The organism is Comamonas odontotermitis, from assembly GCF_020080045.1.
GTDB classification, from domain to species: Bacteria; Pseudomonadota; Gammaproteobacteria; order Burkholderiales; family Burkholderiaceae_C; genus Comamonas; species Comamonas odontotermitis.
Window position 1 is genome coordinate 710,661 of sequence record NZ_CP083451.1, and the last position, 19,012, is coordinate 729,672.

The 19,012-nt window shown below is 58.3% G+C and carries 17 protein-coding genes; 12 read left to right on the forward strand and 5 right to left on the reverse strand.

From position 1 onward, the window contains the following. Positions 1-16: 16 nt before the first annotated feature. The 4 genes from LAD35_RS03215 to LAD35_RS03230 all read right to left on the reverse strand — a co-directional run bounded on the left by LAD35_RS03215 (position 17) and on the right by LAD35_RS03230 (position 4,218). The gene (locus LAD35_RS03215; protein ID WP_224151281.1) at positions 17-889 is read right to left on the reverse strand and encodes an energy transducer TonB; all 873 of its coding nucleotides are present in this window, start codon (positions 887-889) and stop codon (positions 17-19) included. A gap of 8 nt (positions 890-897) precedes the next feature. Further along, entirely contained in the window at positions 898-2,964 is a 2,067-nt protein-coding gene (locus LAD35_RS03220) for a ribonuclease catalytic domain-containing protein (RefSeq protein WP_224151282.1), read from the reverse strand. A 207-nt stretch (positions 2,965-3,171) separates the two neighbouring features. Beyond that, positions 3,172-3,627 (reverse strand): hypothetical protein, encoded by a 456-nt coding sequence (locus LAD35_RS03225; protein WP_224151283.1) that lies wholly within the window; start codon positions 3,625-3,627, stop codon positions 3,172-3,174. A 3-nt stretch (positions 3,628-3,630) separates the two neighbouring features. Continuing rightward, complete coding sequence (locus LAD35_RS03230) at positions 3,631-4,218, reverse strand: YqiA/YcfP family alpha/beta fold hydrolase (protein WP_224151284.1); 588 nt, start codon at positions 4,216-4,218, stop codon at positions 3,631-3,633. Positions 4,219-4,288: 70 nt separating this feature from the next. Here LAD35_RS03230 and rodA point away from each other — a divergent pair, with 70 nt between their 5' ends. The 5 genes from rodA (at position 4,289) to LAD35_RS03255 (ending at position 9,540) form a co-directional block, all read left to right on the forward strand. Further along, entirely contained in the window at positions 4,289-5,461 is a 1,173-nt protein-coding gene (gene rodA, locus LAD35_RS03235) for a rod shape-determining protein RodA (RefSeq protein WP_224151285.1), read from the forward strand. 54 nt (positions 5,462-5,515) lie between these two features. Continuing rightward, positions 5,516-5,851, forward strand: coding sequence for a YegP family protein (locus tag LAD35_RS03240; protein WP_224151286.1), 336 nt, complete (start codon positions 5,516-5,518; stop codon positions 5,849-5,851). A 233-nt stretch (positions 5,852-6,084) separates the two neighbouring features. Beyond that, a complete protein-coding gene (gene tldD, locus LAD35_RS03245) occupies positions 6,085-7,551 on the forward strand; it encodes a metalloprotease TldD (RefSeq protein WP_224152574.1) in 1,467 nt (488 codons plus the stop codon). 400 nt (positions 7,552-7,951) lie between these two features. Next, positions 7,952-9,106, forward strand: coding sequence for a 3-deoxy-7-phosphoheptulonate synthase (locus LAD35_RS03250; RefSeq protein WP_224151287.1), 1,155 nt, complete (start codon positions 7,952-7,954; stop codon positions 9,104-9,106). A 122-nt stretch (positions 9,107-9,228) separates the two neighbouring features. After that, positions 9,229-9,540 (forward strand): hypothetical protein, encoded by a 312-nt coding sequence (locus LAD35_RS03255; protein WP_224151288.1) that lies wholly within the window; start codon positions 9,229-9,231, stop codon positions 9,538-9,540. A gap of 117 nt (positions 9,541-9,657) precedes the next feature. Here LAD35_RS03255 and mpl read toward each other — a convergent pair whose 3' ends face one another. Continuing rightward, a complete protein-coding gene (mpl, locus tag LAD35_RS03260) occupies positions 9,658-11,052 on the reverse strand; it encodes a UDP-N-acetylmuramate:L-alanyl-gamma-D-glutamyl-meso-diaminopimelate ligase (RefSeq protein WP_224151289.1) in 1,395 nt (464 codons plus the stop codon). Between the two features lie 348 nt (positions 11,053-11,400). Between mpl and LAD35_RS03265 the strand changes: the two genes are divergently transcribed. The 7 genes from LAD35_RS03265 (at position 11,401) to LAD35_RS03295 (ending at position 18,972) form a co-directional block, all read left to right on the forward strand. Further along, positions 11,401-13,059 carry a glycosyltransferase family 39 protein gene (locus LAD35_RS03265; protein ID WP_224151290.1) on the forward strand — a complete coding sequence of 553 codons (1,659 nt, stop codon included), beginning with the start codon at positions 11,401-11,403 and terminating at the stop codon, positions 13,057-13,059. A gap of 98 nt (positions 13,060-13,157) precedes the next feature. Continuing rightward, positions 13,158-13,763, forward strand: a complete 606-nt coding sequence (locus LAD35_RS03270) for a hypothetical protein (RefSeq protein ID WP_224151291.1) — start codon at positions 13,158-13,160, stop codon at positions 13,761-13,763. 9 nt (positions 13,764-13,772) lie between these two features. After that, a complete protein-coding gene (locus LAD35_RS03275) occupies positions 13,773-14,336 on the forward strand; it encodes a TlpA disulfide reductase family protein (protein ID WP_224151292.1) in 564 nt (187 codons plus the stop codon). A gap of 119 nt (positions 14,337-14,455) precedes the next feature. Then, a complete protein-coding gene (accB, locus tag LAD35_RS03280; protein ID WP_224151293.1) occupies positions 14,456-14,914 on the forward strand; it encodes an acetyl-CoA carboxylase biotin carboxyl carrier protein in 459 nt (152 codons plus the stop codon). Positions 14,915-14,922: 8 nt separating this feature from the next. Continuing rightward, entirely contained in the window at positions 14,923-16,278 is a 1,356-nt protein-coding gene (gene accC, locus LAD35_RS03285; protein WP_224151294.1) for an acetyl-CoA carboxylase biotin carboxylase subunit, read from the forward strand. Between the two features lie 152 nt (positions 16,279-16,430). Further along, complete coding sequence (gene prmA / locus LAD35_RS03290; protein ID WP_224151295.1) at positions 16,431-17,354, forward strand: 50S ribosomal protein L11 methyltransferase; 924 nt, start codon at positions 16,431-16,433, stop codon at positions 17,352-17,354. Between the two features lie 25 nt (positions 17,355-17,379). Then, complete coding sequence (locus tag LAD35_RS03295; RefSeq protein WP_224151296.1) at positions 17,380-18,972, forward strand: DUF3426 domain-containing protein; 1,593 nt, start codon at positions 17,380-17,382, stop codon at positions 18,970-18,972. Positions 18,973-19,012 lie beyond the last annotated feature (40 nt).

A 19,012-nucleotide genomic window follows, 5' to 3' on the forward strand; every position in this document is an offset into this window, starting at 1 on the left:
GAAAATCTGCTCCACTTTACTGCAAATTGGCCGTTTCCAGCGTCTGCTCGCGGGTGAAGCGGAATTTGGAGACCACGGCAATTTGGTCGGCCTTGGCGCGCAGCGCCGGGCCGAAGTGGCCAAATGGCCCACTGCTGACTGCAATGGCTTCGGCACGGCGATCCAATTGCTGGTTGCCCGAGCTCTTGTACACCTCGGTGCCCAGCACGCGGCCGTCATGGTTCACCGTCATGATCATGATCAATTCGCCATACAACTTCTTGCCACCGGCTTCGGGGAAGTTGGCCGTGCCGCGGTCTTCCACTTTGCGGCGCAGTTCGTCGTAGTACAGCGCAAACACTTCTTCGCGGGTGGCGGGGCTGATGTAGCGCTTTTTGGGACGGGCGTTTTCCTCGTGGATGCGCTTTTCGATCTCGGCCAGCATCTTCAGGAGCTGTTTGTGCTTTTCTTCCTGCTCCATGTCGGACTGCGAAGCAGTGGCCTTGCGCGTATCGGGCGGGCGGTACTGCGCCAGCTGGTTGCGCAGGTCGGCGAGCAATTGCATCTGCTGCGTCTGCATGGCGTCGATCTGGCGCTGGCGCTCCTCGAAGTCATCGCCCATGTTGGTGATGGCCGAGTAGGGCATGGGGCTGGTGGCGCGCTCTGCGGTGTTGGCAGACTCGCCGCCGCCTGCCAGATTGGCCTGGGCCACGGCCTGGGCCTTGTCAGGCTTGGCATCGTCCGACTTGGCATTGACCAGGATCACCTCCAGCGGCGTGTCCTCGAACACGCGGTCGAAGGCTTCAGGGTCGACAAAGCGGATGCTGAGCACCACGGCGTGCACCAGAACCGAGATCAGCAGCGCCAGCTGCAGTGTGGAAAGCGAACGAAGAAATTGCAGAAACTTCACGGTTCCGGTTAATCGGTTTTTGTTGTCGCCGCGTCCTCGCCGTCGCTCATGTCCACCGCAATCGCGATGGGCCCGGCTACGGCCTCCTCCTCATCTTCTGGCGAGTCCTCGCTGGCCTGTTCGGCCCCGGTATCGTCCAGTCTCTCCAGCACGGTTCCAGTCACATCGAGCGTGATCTCGTCGATCTCCCCCAGTTTGACCCGGACCTGGGCGCCACGCGGCAAATTCTGCGCGCCCAGTACCGGAAACACCAATGGTAGTGCATCTGCGCGCACCATCATGCTGCCGGCGGCGCCTTCCTTCATGACTGTTGCAGTTAGCTCACTGATCTGGTGCTGTTCCAGGTATTTCAGGGTCCAGAAGCGCTCCATGCCTGCCTGGTAGCCGTTGTAGGCACTGTAGGCGGCGTCAAACCCGCTGATGATGGAGAACATCTCCGCATCCTTGGGCTTGAACGGGGCCACCAGCGCTGCCGTTGCGCCGTTGCGCGCGCAGGCAATGATCTGCCACTGGTTGACCAGGTCGGTATAGCGGCGCAGCGGTGAGGTGGCCCAGACATAGCTTTTGACGCCAATGCCTGCGTGCGGCAGCGCCTTGGTGGACATGCGCACCTTGACGCCGGGCGCCAGGCTCGCCTGGCTGCGGTAGATGCCGGGCACGCCATAGTCGGCCAGCAACTGGCCCCAGCTGCTGTTGGCCACGATGGCAGCCTCGGCCACGATCAGGTCGAGTGGCGCGCCACGCTTGCGCACGCTGATCTCCACTGTCTCGGAGCCAGTGGGCACTGCACCATCGTTGCCGACGAGGCGGAAGTTGTAGTCGGGGCGGTTGAAGTTTTCCGGCTTGCCGCGCACCACTTCCCGACCCGCCTTCAAGTGGCGCGAGAGGCGGTATAAAAATGTGAGCTCTTCGCGTTTTTCCAGCAAGGGCTGAGGCGTGTTTTCTACCTGCAAGCTGCTGTCCGTCAGCCACTCTTCTGTCGCAATGTGGTCGAGCTTGTCGTAGCGGAAGTTGACCACCACCGGCACGCGTTCCAGCTTGGTTTCCTTGGCGATGACTTCGAGCGTCTCTTCGTTGTAGGTGACATACAGCGACACGGCCGGATTGGCGCGCCCTTCGTCCAGCGTGTAGATCTGCACCACCTCGTCGGGCAGCATGGTGACCTTGTAGCCAGGCATGTAGACCGTGGAATAGCGGTTGCGGCCCAGATGATCGAGCGCCGAGCCGGGCTCGATCGCGAGGCCGGGCGCGGCAATATGCACGCCCACCGTCACCTGGCCTGTTCCCAGGCCGCGCACCGACAGTGCATCGTCGATTTCGGTGGTCTGCGAATCGTCGATGGAATAGGCCTGTACGTCGGCCAGCGGCAGATCAGTGGGGGGCTGGGGCGCCGTGACCGCTGGAAAGCCCGTGCCCTTGGGGAAATTGTCGAACAGGAAGCGCTGCCAGTGGAACTGGTAGGACGAATTGATGGCACCGGCCTTCTGCAGCAGCGCAAGCGGGGCCAATTGCGCCTTGCGGCTGGCTTCCACCACGGCCTTGTACTCGGGCGCGTTCTTGTCCGGACGGAACAGAATCTTGTAGAGCTGTTGCTGCACTGGCTCGGGGGTGGTGCCGGCTACCAGCTCCTCCGCCCAGGCGTCGATCTGGGCCTGGATCTGTTTTTTCTTCTCGATGGCGGCCAGCGCCTGCTGCACGATCTCGGCGGGCGCCTTCTTGAAGCGGCCCTTGCCTGCGCGGCGGAAGTAGTGCGGCGCCTCGAACAGCTTGAAGAGCGCGGCCACCTGCTCGATGGTCGATGCGCTCTCGGAGAAATAGTCGCGCGCCAGATCGGCAAAGCCGAACTCCTCGTCGGAGGCGAACTCCCAGGCGAGCTGCGGGTCGATGTCCGCCGACAGGGCCTGCGCCTGCGCAGTCAGCTCGGCGGGCGTGGGCTTGTCGAATTTGAGAAGCACATTCGCTGCTTTGACCTTGACCCGTTTCCCGGAGTCCAATTCAATCTGGGCAGAGCTTTCAGCTTCGGAGAGGATACGGCCGGCCAGAAATTTGCCAGCGTCGTCAAACAGTGCATACATAGGCGCGCATTTTCCCATGGCATGCGGCCACGGGGCGACACTGCAGGGTTTTTTGAATTTTTTGTATCAAATTGGTAGCTGGCGCTTTATGGGTAAGCGCGAGCAGCTATGAAATTTGTAGTTTTTAGGTGGGGAGGTATCGATTTTGTCCCCTAGTAGCAGAAGCACGGTGCTATGCCGCTTCTTAAAAACCAAAGGCGATAGCTATCAGACTCTCGCTGAAATCAGCGGTTTTGTCTCAGGGTAGGCCCGAATGAAACGCAGCTCTGCCTCTTTGGAAAGTCCTATAAAAATGGTTGCACTGCTATCCCAGGCTGCTATCTCGAAAAGAGCATTTTCTAGCTGTGGGCCATGCTCTTCACCATCCCAGTATGAGGGATTCCCATCTACATATGGCGGGACACTAATCTCGAATCGGCACCCTTTGGGAAATGCGCTGAATACAGCCCAAATAAATTGCACCTCTTGTGACCTGATGATTTGTTCTAGACACTCCCCTTGGATCCATTGATCCTCATTGGAAAGGCCAGGAACACGAATGTTGGTCTCAATGTCACTGATAAACCAGTCATAGTCACTCGCTTGCAAACCCAGTGCATCGAATACTCGACACATCTCGGTGTAAAAGGGGACTGATTCTGAGCGTTCAAGAATGAGGTTCATGGCCTACCACCCCAAAAACCGGTCAATCTTGGGCAGATAGTCGTCAAAGTTGCTGAGCGCATGGTCGCCGCCTTCCTCCAGCAGTACCTCTGCGGCCGGGTAGCGCGCCACCATGTCGCGCCAATCCAGCACTTCGTCGCCCTTGGCGGCAATCAGAAGTTGCGGGGCGGTGGGCGGCTTGTCCGTCACATCCAGGGCCTTGAGTTCATCCAGGTATTCGGGGCGGAAGAAGAAGCTTTCCTGCGGGTTGTGCCATGCGGTCTGCTCGCCCAGGTGCTTTTCCAGGGTGATCCAGGGCGTGGTCGACGGGTTGATCATCACGCTCTTGCAACCCAGTTGCCGGGCGATCCAGCTGGCGTAGAAGCCGCCCAGCGACGAGCCGATGACCGCCAGGCTCTGTGCGGGCAGGCCTGCCCAGTTGCGCGTGGCCTGCAGCATGGCATCTGCCGCCTCCCTGGGTGATGGTGGCAGTTGTGGCGATGCCCAGACGATGTGTTGGCGCAGGCCTTCCACATGGCGCTGCATGCGTTGGGATTTTGCCGATTGGGGTGACGAGCGAAAGCCGTGCAGGTAGAGCAAATGGGTGGTCATGCAGAAAATGATAGTGGACTGATCAATGGCCTGCAGCGGCATATGTCAGACAACGCCGATAATGGCGGCCATGTCCGAAGTTCTAGACAAACCGAATGTGCTGCAGCGCCTGCTGCCAATGGTGCGCGGCTACGATTGGCCGCTGATCTTCATCATTGGAGCGCTGGCTGCCATTGGGTTGACGGCCATGTACTCCGCAGGGTTCGACCACGGCACGCGCTTTATCGACCACGGCCGCAACATGCTGCTGGCACTGGGCATTCTGCTGGTGGTGTCGCAGATCCCGCCGCACCGGCTGGCCAGCTTTGCGCTGCCCCTGTATGGGCTGGGGGTGGCGCTGCTGGTGGCGGTGGCGCTGTTTGGCATTACCAAAAAAGGGGCGCAGCGCTGGGTCAACATCGGCATCGTCATCCAGCCAAGCGAGCTGCTCAAGATTGCCATGCCGTTGATGCTGGCCTGGTGGTTCCAGCGCCGTGAAGGCGCATTGCGGGCGACCGACTTTCTGATGGCGTTTGCTATCTTGGCGGTTCCCGTGGGGCTGATCATGAAGCAGCCTGACCTGGGCACCTCGCTCCTGGTGATGGCATCGGGCCTGGCTGTGATCTATTTCGCAGGCCTGTCGTGGAAACTGATTCTGCCGCCGGTGCTGATTGGGGCGGTAGGTTTAATCTTGATCGCCATATACGGCCACCACCTGTGCGAGGACGGCATGGATCTGGTGGTGCTGCACGAGTACCAGCGCCAGCGTATTTGTACCTTGCTGGACCCGACGCGCGACCCGTTGGGCAAGGGCTTTCACATCATCCAGGGCATGATCGCGATTGGCTCGGGCGGCTTCATGGGCAAGGGGTTCATGGCAGGCACGCAGACCCACCTGGAATTCATTCCCGAGCGCACCACCGACTTCATCTTCGCCGCATTCTCCGAGGAGTTTGGCCTCGCGGGCAACCTGCTTTTGATCTTCTTCTTTCTGATGCTGGTGTGGCGCGGGCTGGTGATCGCCATGCGAGCGCCCACCTTGTTTGGCCGCCTGATGGCGGGTGCGGTGGCGATGATCTTTTTCACCTACGCCTTTGTCAACATGGGCATGGTCAGCGGCATTCTGCCGGTGGTGGGGGTGCCGCTGCCGTTTGTCAGCTATGGCGGAACGGCCATGGTGACGCTGGGGCTGGCGCTGGGCATTCTGATGTCGGTGGCGCGCTCACAACGTCAACTAGTGCAAGATCAGCCGCCAAGACTTTGATTCCTGTGCCTTTTCTTGGTACAACGGCAGTGTTCCACTTCAAAAGGAGTTTGCATGGCTGCCAAGTTTGAACTGAAGAAGTCCAAGAACGGGAAGTTCTTTTTCAACCTGCTCGCCACCAATGGGCAGATCATCCTGACGAGCGAGATGTATGAAGCCAAGGCCAGCGCGGTCAATGGCATCGAGTCGGTGAAGAAGAACGCCGCAGACGATGGCCGCTATGAGCGCCTGACGGGCAAGGATGGTGCGCCGTACTTCACGCTCAAGGCAGGCAATGGCCAGGTCATCGGGCAAAGCCAGATGTATTCCGGCGAGAAGGCGCGTGATGGCGGTATCGACTCGGTCAAGGCCAACGGGCCGACAGCCACGATTGACGACCAGGCCATCTGAAAGAAAATAGGCTCAGGGCGTGCTTCCTGATTCAATCTGAACTTTGTTTTTGATAGCAATCAGGGCCGACCTCAGGCCGTGGCTGACAAGCTGCACCGCAGTGTTTTGACGAGCACTGCGGTTTTTTATTGCTTGTATCCGTGTGAACTGGCCGCATCTGCATGACACCAGACTGCGGCGGCCATTGCGCTGCCTCTAAAATCAATCCCATGAATGCACCTTTTGATCTTGCCATGGCCAAGCCGCTGACGGCTTCCACCGAACAACGTTTGGACATCGCGCGAAGCCTGCTGCTTGCCCCGTTCGGCTTGGATGACAGCCACCTCGCGCGTGCGCTGGCCGATATCCGTGCCCACAAGGTTGACGATGCGGACTTGTATTTCCAGTACACCCGTGCCGAAGGCTGGAGCCTGGAAGAGGGCATCGTCAAAACTGGATCGTTTGCCATCGACCAGGGTGTGGGCGTGCGTGCCGTGGCGGGCGAGAAAACCGCATTTGCCTATTCGGACGACATCTCGCTCGATTCGCTGCTCGATGCAGCCCATACCGTGCGCGCAATCGGCGCCCACAACCAGTCCCGCCAGGTGCGTGTGCCCGCCAGGAAGATCGCGCCCAGCCGTTCGCTCTACCCCGATCTGGACCCGATCGCCACCCTGGACAGCACCGCCAAGGTGAAACTGCTGGAAAAGGTGGAAGCCCTGGCACGTGCCAAGGACCCGCGCGTCAAACAGGTGATGGCCGGTTTGGCAGCCGAGCACGATGTGGTGCTGATTGCCCGGGCCGACGGCACGCTGGCCGCCGACGTGCGCCCGCTGGTGCGCCTGTCCGTCACCGTGATTGCCGAGAGCAAGAACCGCCGCGAAGTCGGGTCAGCTGGCGGCGGTGGCCGCTTCGGCCTGGCCTATTTTGACGACATGCTGATCCAGCAATATGTGGATGAAGCAGTGAAAGCTGCGTTGGTCAACCTCGATTCACGCCCCGCGCCTGCTGGCGAGATGACCGTAGTGCTGGGCCCGGGCTGGCCTGGTGTGCTGCTGCATGAGGCGGTCGGCCATGGTTTGGAAGGTGACTTCAACCGCAAGGGCTCCAGTGCCTTCAGCGGCATGATCGGCCAGCGCGTGGCGGCCAAGGGCGTGACGGTGCTGGACGATGGCACCATTGCCGACCGCCGCGGATCACTGAATGTGGATGACGAGGGCCAGCCCACCCAGCGCAATGTGCTGATCGAGGATGGCATCTTGAAGGGCTACATCCAGGATGCGATGAATGCCCGCTTGATGAAGGTCAAGCCCACGGGCAATGGCCGCCGTGAGAGCTATGCGCACATTCCCATGCCGCGCATGACCAACACCTACATGCTGAGCGGCGACAAGGACCCGCAGGAAATCATTGCGTCCATCAAGAAGGGTTTGTATGCCACCAATTTCGGAGGCGGGCAGGTGGACATCACCAGCGGCAAGTTCGTCTTCTCGGCCAGTGAAGCCTACTGGGTGGAAAACGGCAAGATCCAGTACCCCGTGAAGGGCGCCACCATTGTGGGCAGTGGGCCTGAATGTCTCAAGCACGTGACCATGATCGGCAACGACATGCGCCTGGACAGCGGTGTGGGCACCTGCGGCAAGGAAGGCCAGAGCGTGCCGGTCGGGGTGGGCCAGCCCACCATGCGCATTGACGGCCTGACCGTCGGAGGCACCGCCTGATTCTCCCCCGCTGACAGACACTTTCCTTCAACGCCTGCATGACAACCGCCATGCAGGCGTTTGTTTTTTGCACCTTAAATGCGGCACTGCAGCATTTGTAGTTGATGATTTATTGCGTAAATTTGATATTTGTTGAATAAAAAATGCAAATTTTCTAAATTAATCTATTTATGTGCAGTTTTTGTGCGTTTGCAACAAGTGGCGTGCCCGAAACGAAGACGAATGTGGTACATTGAAAAACATGCAAGCACGTAGCGCTTTTTATTTTTACTTTTGGTTCTCGGTCCCAGGCGGACGAGAGGCATAAGCGCGCGAGCACCTAAACCTCCCAGACAACCGCCGAAGCTGCAAAGCCCGGCGGTTTTTTGTTGCATACCCCCCACAACTTTAGGAACGTCAGATGACTCAGCAAGCCCACCCCGCAAGCGATGCTTGGTATCGCGGTGTCGAGAAAACCAGCCAAACCGACGACCAACGTATCAAGGACATCACCGTGCTGCCGCCTCCAGAGCATCTGATCCGCTTCTTCCCGATCCACGGAACGCCCGTGGAAGCATTGATCAACAATACCCGCCAGAACATCCACAACATCATGTCTGGCGACGACGACCGTCTGCTGGTCATCATCGGGCCTTGTTCCATCCACGATCCACAGGCCGCGCTGGAATACGCACGCCGACTGAAAGCCGTGCGCAAGGAGTACGAAGACACGCTGGAGATCGTGATGCGCGTCTACTTCGAAAAGCCCCGCACCACAGTGGGCTGGAAGGGGCTGATCAACGACCCTTACCTCGACGAAAGCTACCGCATTGACGAAGGCCTGCGCATCGCACGCCAGTTGTTGATTGAAATCAACCGCCAAGGGGTGCCTGCGGGCAGCGAATTCCTCGACATGATCTCGCCCCAGTACATTGGCGACCTGATCAGCTGGGGGGCCATTGGCGCGCGCACCACCGAGAGCCAGGTGCACCGCGAGCTGGCTTCGGGCATCTCGGCGCCCGTGGGCTTCAAGAACGGCACCGATGGCAATATCCGTATTGCGACCGATGCTATCCAGTCGGCCAGTCGCCCGCACCATTTCCTGTCGGTGCACAAGAATGGCCAGGTAGCCATTGTGCACACCAAGGGCAACGCCAACTGCCACGTCATTCTGCGCGGTGGCAAGACCCCGAACTACGATGCCGCCCACGTTGCCGCAGCGTGCAAGGACCTGGAGGCCGCACACCTGCCCGCCACCCTGATGATCGACTGCAGCCATGCCAACAGCAGCAAGCAACATGAAAAGCAGAAGGATGTCGCGCACGATATCGCTCAGCAGATCGAAAGCGGCTCGCGCAGCGTGTTCGGTGTAATGATCGAGAGCCATCTGCAAGCCGGTGCCCAGAAGTTCACCCCGGGCAAGAACGACCCTGCGGCGCTGGAGTACGGCAAGAGCATCACCGATGCCTGCCTGGGCTGGGACGATTCGCTGGCCAGCCTGGCGGAGCTGTCCAATGCCGTCAAGGCACGCCGCGTGCGCGCAAACACCGAGGAAGCCAGCGTCGCAACCGTGTAAGCTGGCGGCTTTAAAACGTGTTTACGATCTCCAACGCTGCTGCGTAGAGATCGCAGACACGTTCTTAGGGCTGTACTGCCGCAGGCGCGCAGCCTTCCTCAATCACCAAGCAGGAATTTTTCATGCGCAACGAAGTACGGGTGCTGCTGGATGGCGGCGCGGAGTTTTTCCACGATTTTGACAATGCAGAGGCCATGTCCAATGAGGAGGGGCGCCGCTGGCTGGATCAGGAGTTCATCCGCATGGATTGCGAGCCGCTGCGTGCCAGCGGCAAGGTGTTGATTGCGGACAAGATCGTTGTCGTGGCTCAAGCTGCTGGTGCAGCGCTGCTGGGCGATCCAGAATGGCTGGCCCAGTTTGCCAAAGCCAGTGTGGGTGCCGTTGGGAGGCCCACCGTGCTGGTCAATACGAAAGCCATGACCGTGAGCTTCTGACTGGGCAAGCGGCCATGCAACAAAAGCGAGACTTCGGTCTCGCTTTTGTTTATGAAAACTGCCGATGGCGGCCAGCGGGAGGGCGCTGATAGCTATGTTTTTTGTAGTTCAGCGTGGCTACGCCAAGGCCTTCAGCAGCTTGTCATGGATGCCGCCGAAGCCGCCATTGCTCATGCACACCACTACGTCCCCTGGGCGCGCTGCATGCACCACCTGGGTGACAAGGTCTTCCACATTGCTCGCGGTATGCGCATTGGTGCCCATGGGGGCCAGTGCCTGGACGGCGTCCCAATCCAGGCCAGCGGTATGGCAGAACACCAGATCGGCGGACTCCAGCGACCAGGGCAGCTGCGCCTTCATGGCACCCAGCTTCATGGTGTTGCTGCGTGGCTCGAACACGGCCAGGATGCGTTTGTCAGCACCCACTTGCTTTCGAAGGCCATCGAGCGTAGTGCGAATGGCGGTTGGGTGGTGGGCAAAATCGTCGTAGACGGCGATATCCTGCACCGTGCCGCGCAGTTCCATGCGGCGCTTGACGTTCTTGAACCGGGACAGGGCCTGCGCGGCCACCGCTGGCGTCACCCCCACATGCTGGGCCGCAGCGATGGCGGCCAGGGCATTCATCTGGTTATGGACGCCCGAAAGCGACCATTCCACGCGGGCTACAGGCGCATCTTTGTAGAGCACATCAAAGGCCGACGGGTCGCCTTCGGCGCGGAAGTCATCCACAGCCGCGCCAAAGCGCACCACCTCGCTCCAGCAACCCTGGTGCAAGACGCGCGTCAGGCTCTCTTCCACGCCATTGGCCACGATGCGGCCGGAAGCAGGCACTGTACGCACCAGGTGGTGGAATTGGCGCTCAATGGCCGCCAGATCATCAAAGATGTCGGCATGGTCGAACTCCAGATTGTTGAGCACAGCCGTGCGCGGGCGGTAGTGGACAAACTTGCTGCGCTTGTCGAAAAAGGCGGTATCGTACTCATCGGCTTCAATGACGAACAGCGGGCGCTTGTCTCCCGTGCCTGGGCGCTCTGCTGCGCCCAGGCGGGCGGAGACGCCAAAATCCAGCGGCACGCCGCCCACCAGAAACCCGGGCTGCAGACCGGCTGCTTCCAGAATCCAGGTGAGCATCGACGTTGTGGTGGTCTTGCCATGCGTGCCCGCCACGGCCAGCACATGGCGGCCTTGCAAAACGTTCTCCGCCAGCCACTGCGGGCCGCTGATGTAGGGCGCGCCAGCATCCAGAATCGCTTCCATCAGCGGATACTTGGGAGAGCCGTCGGGCAGGCGCACGCGGCTGACCACATTGCCGATCACATACATGTCAGGCTTCAGCGCCATCTGGTCGGGGCTGTAGCCCTCGATCAGTTCAATGCCCAGGGCACGCAACTGATCACTCATGGGCGGATACACGCCCGCATCGCAACCCGTGACTTTGTGATCGGCTTCGCGCGCCAAAGCTGCCACACCACCCATGAAGGTGCCGCAAATACCCAAGATATGAATGTGCATGGAGACTGATTCTAAGGCGGGGCACTGGCCAGGATGACAAGATATGGGGTGGGGATGCGGTCTGATGCAGGCGGCTAACAGAAGGTGCAGCTGGAGCGCTGAACACTGAAGAGGTTGCGGTGCCCTTGAGCACTGCTACTTTCAGTGACATCAAAATAGGAGATGAAGAAGGCGATTCACGGCAGATGCGCCGGGTAAATAGCCTTGAATTTCCTTGTAATTTCAAGATTTCATTGAGAAAAGCTGTCAAGCATCTGTCAAAATGAAATCGAAAGATTTTTTATAGATGAATTGAACTATCGGTTGAAATTGTTGCTGAATATTGTTTGATTTTAAATGAAATAAACCATGATTTTATTTTCGATGAAATTAAGAAAAAGAATGATGAAATGCTGGTCGGAAAATATTTTTCTTTTATTTTATATGCTGACGCTACTTTTTGCTGGCGTCACCATTATGGCAATTACCCCACCTTGGGAGGGCTTTGATGAAACAGCACATTACTCAAGTGTGAGATATGTTGCGGAGTTGAAGCAAATTCCTTTGTATGGCAGCGCAAATATGGATGCCGAGGTAGAAAATTACGAAGGCCCTAAGCCGTATGGAACACTGAATCCTCCTTTTGATCTGGGAATTACCTATTTGAAATTCTTTCAAAGTAAAAATGACCAAGAAAAATATGTGGAAAGATATAACAACAAAAACGAAATGCCACGCTTTAGAGAAGGGGTTTCGTTGAACTGGCAAACTCAGCATCCGCCATTGTATTATGTGATTATTTCCCCTGTTCTGAAAATGGTGTCGCACAAGCCATTGGTTGATCAATTATTTGTATTGAGATTTGTCAGTTTTCTGATGGCGTTGGCAGGAATTTCATTTGCATACAAGGCATTTAGAAATAAATTGTTGCCTTTGAAGAAGGATCCTGTTGTTATTGGTTTTTTGTTGTATCCGTTGCTTCTGCCCATGCTTTTTTTTGAATTTGCACGACTGGGAAATGATGCTTTGTGCCTGTTTTTAGCTGGAGGGCTCGCATGGGGCATGGAGAAGGTGCAAAGAACTGGATGCAAATACTACTATGTGCTTGCGTGTGGAGTGATTCTAGGGTTGGGTCTGTTGACGAAAGCTTTTTTTATTCCTATTGGAATGGCTGTTGCATTGTGGGTTTTCTTTGATTTTTTCAAAAACAGACGCAATGGTGCTGCGATCGAGCGGGTGCATCTTTTTGCAAAGTTAAGCATTTTTCTTCTGGCTTTCTTGGTAGGGGGATGGTGGTATTTTTATAAATTGATATCGGTTGGATCTTTGTCTGGGAGTTTTGATGGAATTGTGCTAGATGCGCAGGGCGGTTTTTGGGTGAATTTTTTTCAAAATGCAAGTCTGTTTGGAATTTTAAGAGGAATGGTAGCGACATTTGTAACCTATGTTTGGTCTGGAAGTTGGTCTCTTGCTCGGTTGCCCAATATGGTTTATCTTCCTCAAATACTTTTAGTGCTAGGGGTTTTTGGGGGCTATGTTTGGTTTCTTTTTGAAAAACGTCCAAAAACTTTTTCTCAGATTTGGCTTCCGGTATGGCTTTCTGGGATGTTTGGCATTGGCATGCTGCATCACATCTTAATAAGTGTCGCCATCAACGGCAATGGAAACACGCCTGGATGGTATATGCATATTTTATTGCCATGGATTGCTCCTGCCATTGGGGCGGGTATTTTGGTGATTTTTTCGCACAAATTGTTGCGACGAATAATGGTAGGGCTGATGGGTTATGCGATATTTTTCGTAATTGCAGCAATGTGGTCTCAGTTTTCTATGTTTATGGGTTGTGCCAGCAAGGCGCCAACCAAAATGTATGAATTTCATGGTTCTTATTTTTGTGTGGCAGATTTCTTGAACATGTACTCACATTTGAAGGTCATAGGCTCGCCTGCAATGGCAGGCTTCGGATTGGCGGGGTTTTTCTGCTGCATGTTGTTGATGTGCGTGGCATGGAGGCGCGCCAAGGAGTAGTTTCATCAAATTCGAGTCAAGTACCAGCCGTGGCGATAGGAATTCCTGTCTTGCAGTCTTGCTTGCACTTGTTTGCCCTGACCCTCATAAAATGAATCATGGAAAACGATCTGATGCTGGAAATTGCCAACACCGCCGCGCGCATGGTGGTGGAAGAAGGCCTGGAGTGGGGGCCGGCCAAGAAGCGGGCCGTCAAGCAACTGGGCCTGCCCGCGCGCACGGCCTTGCCTGACAACGATGTGCTGGAAGCGGCAGTGCGCGAATACCTCACGCTGTTTTGTGCCGATACGCAGCCTGCCGAACTGCGTGCGCTGCGTGAATGGGCGCTGCTGTGGATGGAGCGCATGGAGGCGTTTCGCCCGCATCTGACGGGCGCCGTCTGGAACGGCACGGCGACACGCCTGTCCGATATTTATATACAGCTCTTCTGTGATGACTCCAAATCAGCGGAGATTGCGCTGATTGACCGTGATGTGCGCTACGACGTCTCATCGGTGAATGGTTTTCACGGCGAGCAGGTGGATGCCCTGTCCATCAGCAGCCTGTGCAAGCCCTTGGGCGAGGCAGTGGGTGTGCACTACCTGATTTATGATGCCGACGACCTGCGCGGCGCCCTGAAGCCCGATGCCAGTGGCCGCATACTTCGCGGCTCGGTGGACGCGGTGCGCCGCCTGCTGGCTGAGCCTGTGTCAGCGAAAGACTGAAAGAGTGCCATGCGTACAGAGACAGATTCTCCTCCTTCAATTCCGTCGTCCCTGATGCGCCGACGCTGGCTGACCGGTGCAGTTGCAACTGGTGCTGTTGCTGCCGGCGCAGGTTGGGCATGGTGGCGCCATAGCGTGGGCGAGATGGCACCTGGGGCGAACGAAGCCATCTGGAGCCAGACGTTTCCGGGCCTTGCGGGGCAGCCTGCCATCGAGATGGCGGCATTCAAAGGAAAGCCGCTGTTGCTGAACTTTTGGGCGACTTGGTGCCCGCCCTGTGTGGAAGAGCTGCCCATGCTGAACCAGTTTTACCAGGCGCAACGCGCCAAGGGCTGGACAGTGCTGGGTCTGGCGGTGGACAAGGAAGAGGCGGTTGCCCGTTTTCTGCAGCGCCTGCCGCTCACTTTCCCCGTTGCCATTGCCGGCATGCAGGGTACCGCCCTCAGCCGCGATCTGGGCAATTCTGCAGGGGGCCTGCCGTTTTCAGTGATATATGACAAGCACAGTCGCGTTCAACATCGTAAAATGGGGCAACTTCTGGCATCTGACTTGCAAAATTGGGCAAGTCTGTAAGTGATGCCTGCTGTGTGCGACAGTGCTGTCGTAGTTCGAAAATCAGAGATTTTGAAATGAATAGGGCGAATTTCGAGTAAATTTGCGCCCTGTTTGAATTTTTAGCCGTTGGAGCTCCCATGGATTTACGCAAACTGAAAACCCTGATCGATCTCGTGTCTGAGTCGAATGTGTCGGAGTTGGAAATCACCGAAGCAGAAGGCAAGGTCCGCATTGTGAAGGGTGGTGGTGCCGTGGTGCAGCAAATCATGGCTGCCCCTGTGATGCCGGCCGTTGCAGCCCCTGCCGCCGCTGTGCCTGCTGCGCCAGCTGCCGAAGCTGCCGCTGCACCTGCCGTTGCTCAGGGCCATACGGTCAAGTCGCCAATGGTTGGCACGTTCTATCGCTCGTCCGCCCCTGGCGCCAAGGCTTTTGTCGAAATCGGCAGCCAGGTCAAGGAAGGCGACACGCTGTGCATCATTGAAGCCATGAAGATTCTCAACGAGATCGAAGCCGACAAGTCCGGTACGGTCACGCAGATCCTGGGTGAAAACGGCCAGGCCGTAGAGTTTGGACAGCCCCTGTTCATTATTGGATAAGGCCCCGCATGTTTAAAAAGATCCTGGTTGCCAACCGCGGCGAGATCGCGCTGCGTGTGCAGCGTGCATGCCGCGAGCTGGGCATCAAGGCGGTGATGGTCTACTCCGAAGCGGACCGTGATGCCAAATACGTGAAGCTGGCTGACGAAGCGGTCTGCATTGGCCCGGCGCCTTCGCCCCAAAGCTACCTGAACATGCCTGCCATCATCTCAGCGGCAGAAGTGACGGATGCCGAAGCGATTCACCCGGGCTATGGCTTTCTGTCCGAGAACGCCGACTTTGCCGAACGCGTGGAGAAGAGCGGCTTCCAGTTCATCGGCCCTACGCCCGAGTCGATCCGCATCATGGGCGACAAGGTCTCGGCCAAGCAGGCCATGATCAAGGCAGGTGTGCCCTGCGTGCCGGGGTCGGATGGCGAACTGCCGGATGATCCTGCATTGATCCGCCGCATTGCCAAGGCGATTGGCTATCCGGTCATCATCAAGGCAGCAGGTGGCGGCGGTGGCCGCGGCATGCGTGTGGTCCACACGGAGGCCGCGCTGGTCAATGCCGTGCAGATGACCAAGGCAGAAGCCGGTGCCGCCTTCGGCAATCCTGCCGTGTACATGGAAAAGTACCTGCAAAACCCGCGTCACATTGAAATCCAGATCCTGGCCGACAAGTTCAAGAACGCCGTGTATCTGGGCGAGCGCGACTGCTCCATGCAGCGCCGCCACCAGAAGGTGATCGAGGAAGCGCCTGCACCAGGCATTCCACGCCGCCTGATCGAAAAGATCGGTGAGCGTTGCGTGGCCGCCTGCAAGAAGATCGGCTACCGCGGTGCGGGTACCTTCGAGTTCCTGTACGAGAATGGCGAGTTCTACTTCATCGAGATGAACACCCGCGTGCAGGTGGAACACCCGGTCACCGAGTGGATCACGGGCGTGGATATCGTCAAGACGCAGATCATGGTGGCGGCTGGCGAGAAGCTGCCGTTCACGCAGCGCCAGATCAATGGCCAGATGCGTGGTCACGCGATCGAATGCCGCATCAATGCGGAAGACCCTTACAAGTTCATCCCCTCGCCCGGCCGCGTCACCACCTGGCACATGCCTGGTGGCCCAGGTGTGCGCGTGGATTCGCATGTGTATGCCAACTACTTCGTGCCGCCCAACTACGACTCGATGATCGGCAAGCTGATCGTCTATGGCGATACGCGCGAACAAGCCATTGCCCGCATGCGCACTGCATTGTTGGAGACGGCGGTGGAGGGTATCTCCACCAATATTCCGCTGCACTCGGAGTTGATGGTGGACGCCAAGTTCAACGCTGGCGGCACCAATATCCATTACCTGGAAGAGTGGCTTGCGGCGCGCAAGCGCTAAAAATATGGCTGTTGGCGTGCACCCCAGAAGCACTTGCAGTTGAAAACAACTTGAATGCTTGATAAGGTATGCACAGGCAGCTCTGAAATCGATAGTCATGCATGCTGGCATTTCCTAGGGAATGCCAGCTTTTTGCTTTAAGGAATCTTGCCATGTACGAACTGTGCCTGATGTGCCCGGAAGACCGGGTGGAGAGCGTGAGCGATGCGCTGGACGCACTCGATGCGCTCAGCGTATCGGTGGAAGATGCCGACGCGCAGACCGATGCCGAACAGGCGCTGTTTGGTGAACCCGGCATGCCGCCGCCCAAGGAGGGCTGGCAGCGTAGCCGTATCGTGGCGCTGTTTCAGGAACGCGCAGCCGCAGACGAAGCGCAGAAACTGTTGCAACTGCAGGATTTCTTTGAAGGCTGCGCCGTGCTGGGGGTACGCGAGGTGGCGCAGCAGGATTGGGTGCGTCTGACGCAGTCGCAGTTTGCGCCGGTCGACATCATGCCCCAATTCTGGATCGTGCCGACCTGGCATGCGTTGCCCGCTGCAGCCACGCGCAGCATCCGCCTCGATCCGGGCCTTGCCTTTGGAACCGGCACCCACCCCACCACCCGCATGTGCCTGCGCTGGATCGCTAGCCGTGGCGATGCGGGCCATGATTTTGGCCGTGTGCTGGACTACGGTTGCGGCTCCGGCATCCTGGCCATTGGCGCTGCCAAGTTTGGGGCGACCGATATCGACGCGGTGGACATCGATACCGCAGCCGTGGAGTCGACCGAGTACAACGCGCAGGCGAACAATGTCAAACTGCGTGCAGGCCTGCCCGATGCCGCGCAGGGCGAGTACCGCACGGTGCTCGCCAACATCCTGGCAACGCCCCTCAAGGTGCTGGCTCCATTGCTGTGCGGCCATGTCGCCGAAGGCGGAGATCTGGTGCTGGCAGGCATCCTGGAGCGTCAGACCGACGAATTGAAGGAAGCCTACGCACCTTATCTGCAACTGGAGGTGGCCGACACCGAAGACGGATGGGTGCTGATGACCGCGCATCGCCATGGCGAAGGTGCAACACCGCCTGCAGGCGCCTGAGCTTCTGCTTCTACAATCAACAGCGATGAGCCAGATTACGCGTTGCCCCCAATGCCAGACACGATTCAAGGTCGTGGATGACCAATTGCGCATCTCCGATGGCTGGGTACGCTGCGGCAAATGCAAATCGGTGTTCGATGCACTCACCCATCTGGTGCAACGGCCGGAGGCACCGGCTGCATCGACTGATGCAGCACCGACAACTGCAGGCGCTCCCGTGGCATCGTCGACTGCTGGCTCCTCCGCACAATCTGGGGCTGCTGCGCCCCTTCCGGATACCACCGCACGCGCTGCCTTAGTCGCGCCAGGAGGGCAGTCCACGGCTCCAGTCAGGCCAGCGGATGCTGTCGCAAGCCAGGATGCAGCCGTACTGGTCACCGGCAACTCGATGGCCGTCGACCCACATGCCAATGCGCCTGAGCTGTCTGTACTGGTGTTTCCACGCCGGGGTAATTTTGGCGAATCGGGCTATGTCGATTCGTCGTGGATGTCCGCGTACGAGGACGATGGTTCGGCAGAGGCCGCAAAAGCCGTTGTTGCGGCGCCTGCGGCTGTAGGAACTGGCAAGGCTGCCGTGGTTGCATCGTCGGTTGTCGAGCTTGCCCCCGCGTTGGAGAGCGAATGGAGTCCTGCCGGTCAGCGCCCCGATGCCCTGCGCCAAGGCCCGGTGGGCTTTTCCGCTCAGGACGATCTGGCGGAGTTGCAAGCGCGTGAAAGCCGGTTAATGGAGGCCATTGCAGAGCAGAGGTCGCGTACGGAAACCAAGGTCGTGGCCTTGCAGGACGCTGGCATCGACCCTGGCAGAGCCGTGTCGCAACCTGCGCCTGCCCCTGCCAGAGTGGATGCGTCACCTGCACCGGTAACGCCCCAGGAGGAAGTAGTACCCGATACTGCCGAAGAAGTATGGAGTGCCCCTGCAAAGGACGCGAAAGAACCAGATCTGCATACCGGTCCTGCGCACGGTGGGGAGGCACCGCTGTCCGCTGTCCCTGAAATGGCGGACCGGCTGGTGACGTCTGCAAAGGTGGAGCCCTCTTTGGTGGCTGCGCCCAATTTTGTAGCCGAGATGGACGCGGTGGCAATGCCTGCTGCTGACGCACAGGCGGAGCCGGGCTTTGTCCGTGACGCTAAACGCCGGGCCTTTTGGGGGCAGCCGTGGGTTCTGGCAGTGTCCGGCCTGTGCGCGGTACTGCTCTTGGCAGTGTTGCTGATCCAGGTAGGGATCGCGCAACGCGATCGTCTGGCCATGCTGTATCCACAATGGCGTCCGGCGCTGGAGAAGATCTGCCAGACGGCGGGTTGCCAGATTGGGCTGCCGCGCCAGTTGCAAAGTGTCTCCATTGACAGCACCACCTTCAATCCGATGGGCCCCGGCCAGTTCAGGCTGACCGTGGTGCTGCGCAACGCGGCAGATCATGCCGTGGCCATGCCGGCGCTGGAGCTGAGCCTGAACGATGCCGCAGAAAAGCTGGTGCTGCGCCGCGTGCTGAGCGCTGCAGATCTGCAGGCCCCCGCACAGTTGCCCGCCCATGGTGAATGGACGGGAGTGGTCGCCCTCGGGGTGGCGGATCGCGGCCAGGAAGTGGTAGGTTACCGTGTGCAGGCCTTCTACCCCTGAAAACGACACCTGCGCGCATGACCTGTGTGCACGCTCCGTG

What these genes read in the sequence shown, in the direction of transcription:
- LAD35_RS03225 (WP_224151283.1), bottom strand. Translation starts at nt 3,627, where the DNA reads ATGAACCTCATTCTTGAACGCTCAGAATCAGTCCCCTTTTACACCGAG.
- LAD35_RS03270 (WP_224151291.1), top strand. Translation starts at nt 13,158, where the DNA reads ATGGAAAACGATCTGATGCTGGAAATTGCCAACACCGCCGCGCGCATG.
- tldD (WP_224152574.1), top strand. Translation starts at nt 6,085, where the DNA reads ATGGCCAAGCCGCTGACGGCTTCCACCGAACAACGTTTGGACATCGCG.
- accB (WP_224151293.1), top strand. Translation starts at nt 14,456, where the DNA reads ATGGATTTACGCAAACTGAAAACCCTGATCGATCTCGTGTCTGAGTCG.
- prmA (WP_224151295.1), top strand. Translation starts at nt 16,431, where the DNA reads ATGTACGAACTGTGCCTGATGTGCCCGGAAGACCGGGTGGAGAGCGTG.
- LAD35_RS03250 (WP_224151287.1), top strand. Translation starts at nt 7,952, where the DNA reads ATGACTCAGCAAGCCCACCCCGCAAGCGATGCTTGGTATCGCGGTGTC.
- LAD35_RS03240 (WP_224151286.1), top strand. Translation starts at nt 5,516, where the DNA reads ATGGCTGCCAAGTTTGAACTGAAGAAGTCCAAGAACGGGAAGTTCTTT.
- LAD35_RS03275 (WP_224151292.1), top strand. Translation starts at nt 13,773, where the DNA reads ATGCGTACAGAGACAGATTCTCCTCCTTCAATTCCGTCGTCCCTGATG.
- accC (WP_224151294.1), top strand. Translation starts at nt 14,923, where the DNA reads ATGTTTAAAAAGATCCTGGTTGCCAACCGCGGCGAGATCGCGCTGCGT.
- rodA (WP_224151285.1), top strand. Translation starts at nt 4,289, where the DNA reads ATGTCCGAAGTTCTAGACAAACCGAATGTGCTGCAGCGCCTGCTGCCA.
- mpl (WP_224151289.1), bottom strand. Translation starts at nt 11,052, where the DNA reads ATGCACATTCATATCTTGGGTATTTGCGGCACCTTCATGGGTGGTGTG.
- LAD35_RS03230 (WP_224151284.1), bottom strand. Translation starts at nt 4,218, where the DNA reads ATGACCACCCATTTGCTCTACCTGCACGGCTTTCGCTCGTCACCCCAA.
- LAD35_RS03265 (WP_224151290.1), top strand. Translation starts at nt 11,401, where the DNA reads ATGATTTTATTTTCGATGAAATTAAGAAAAAGAATGATGAAATGCTGG.
- LAD35_RS03220 (WP_224151282.1), bottom strand. Translation starts at nt 2,964, where the DNA reads ATGTATGCACTGTTTGACGACGCTGGCAAATTTCTGGCCGGCCGTATC.
- LAD35_RS03295 (WP_224151296.1), top strand. Translation starts at nt 17,380, where the DNA reads ATGAGCCAGATTACGCGTTGCCCCCAATGCCAGACACGATTCAAGGTC.
- LAD35_RS03255 (WP_224151288.1), top strand. Translation starts at nt 9,229, where the DNA reads ATGCGCAACGAAGTACGGGTGCTGCTGGATGGCGGCGCGGAGTTTTTC.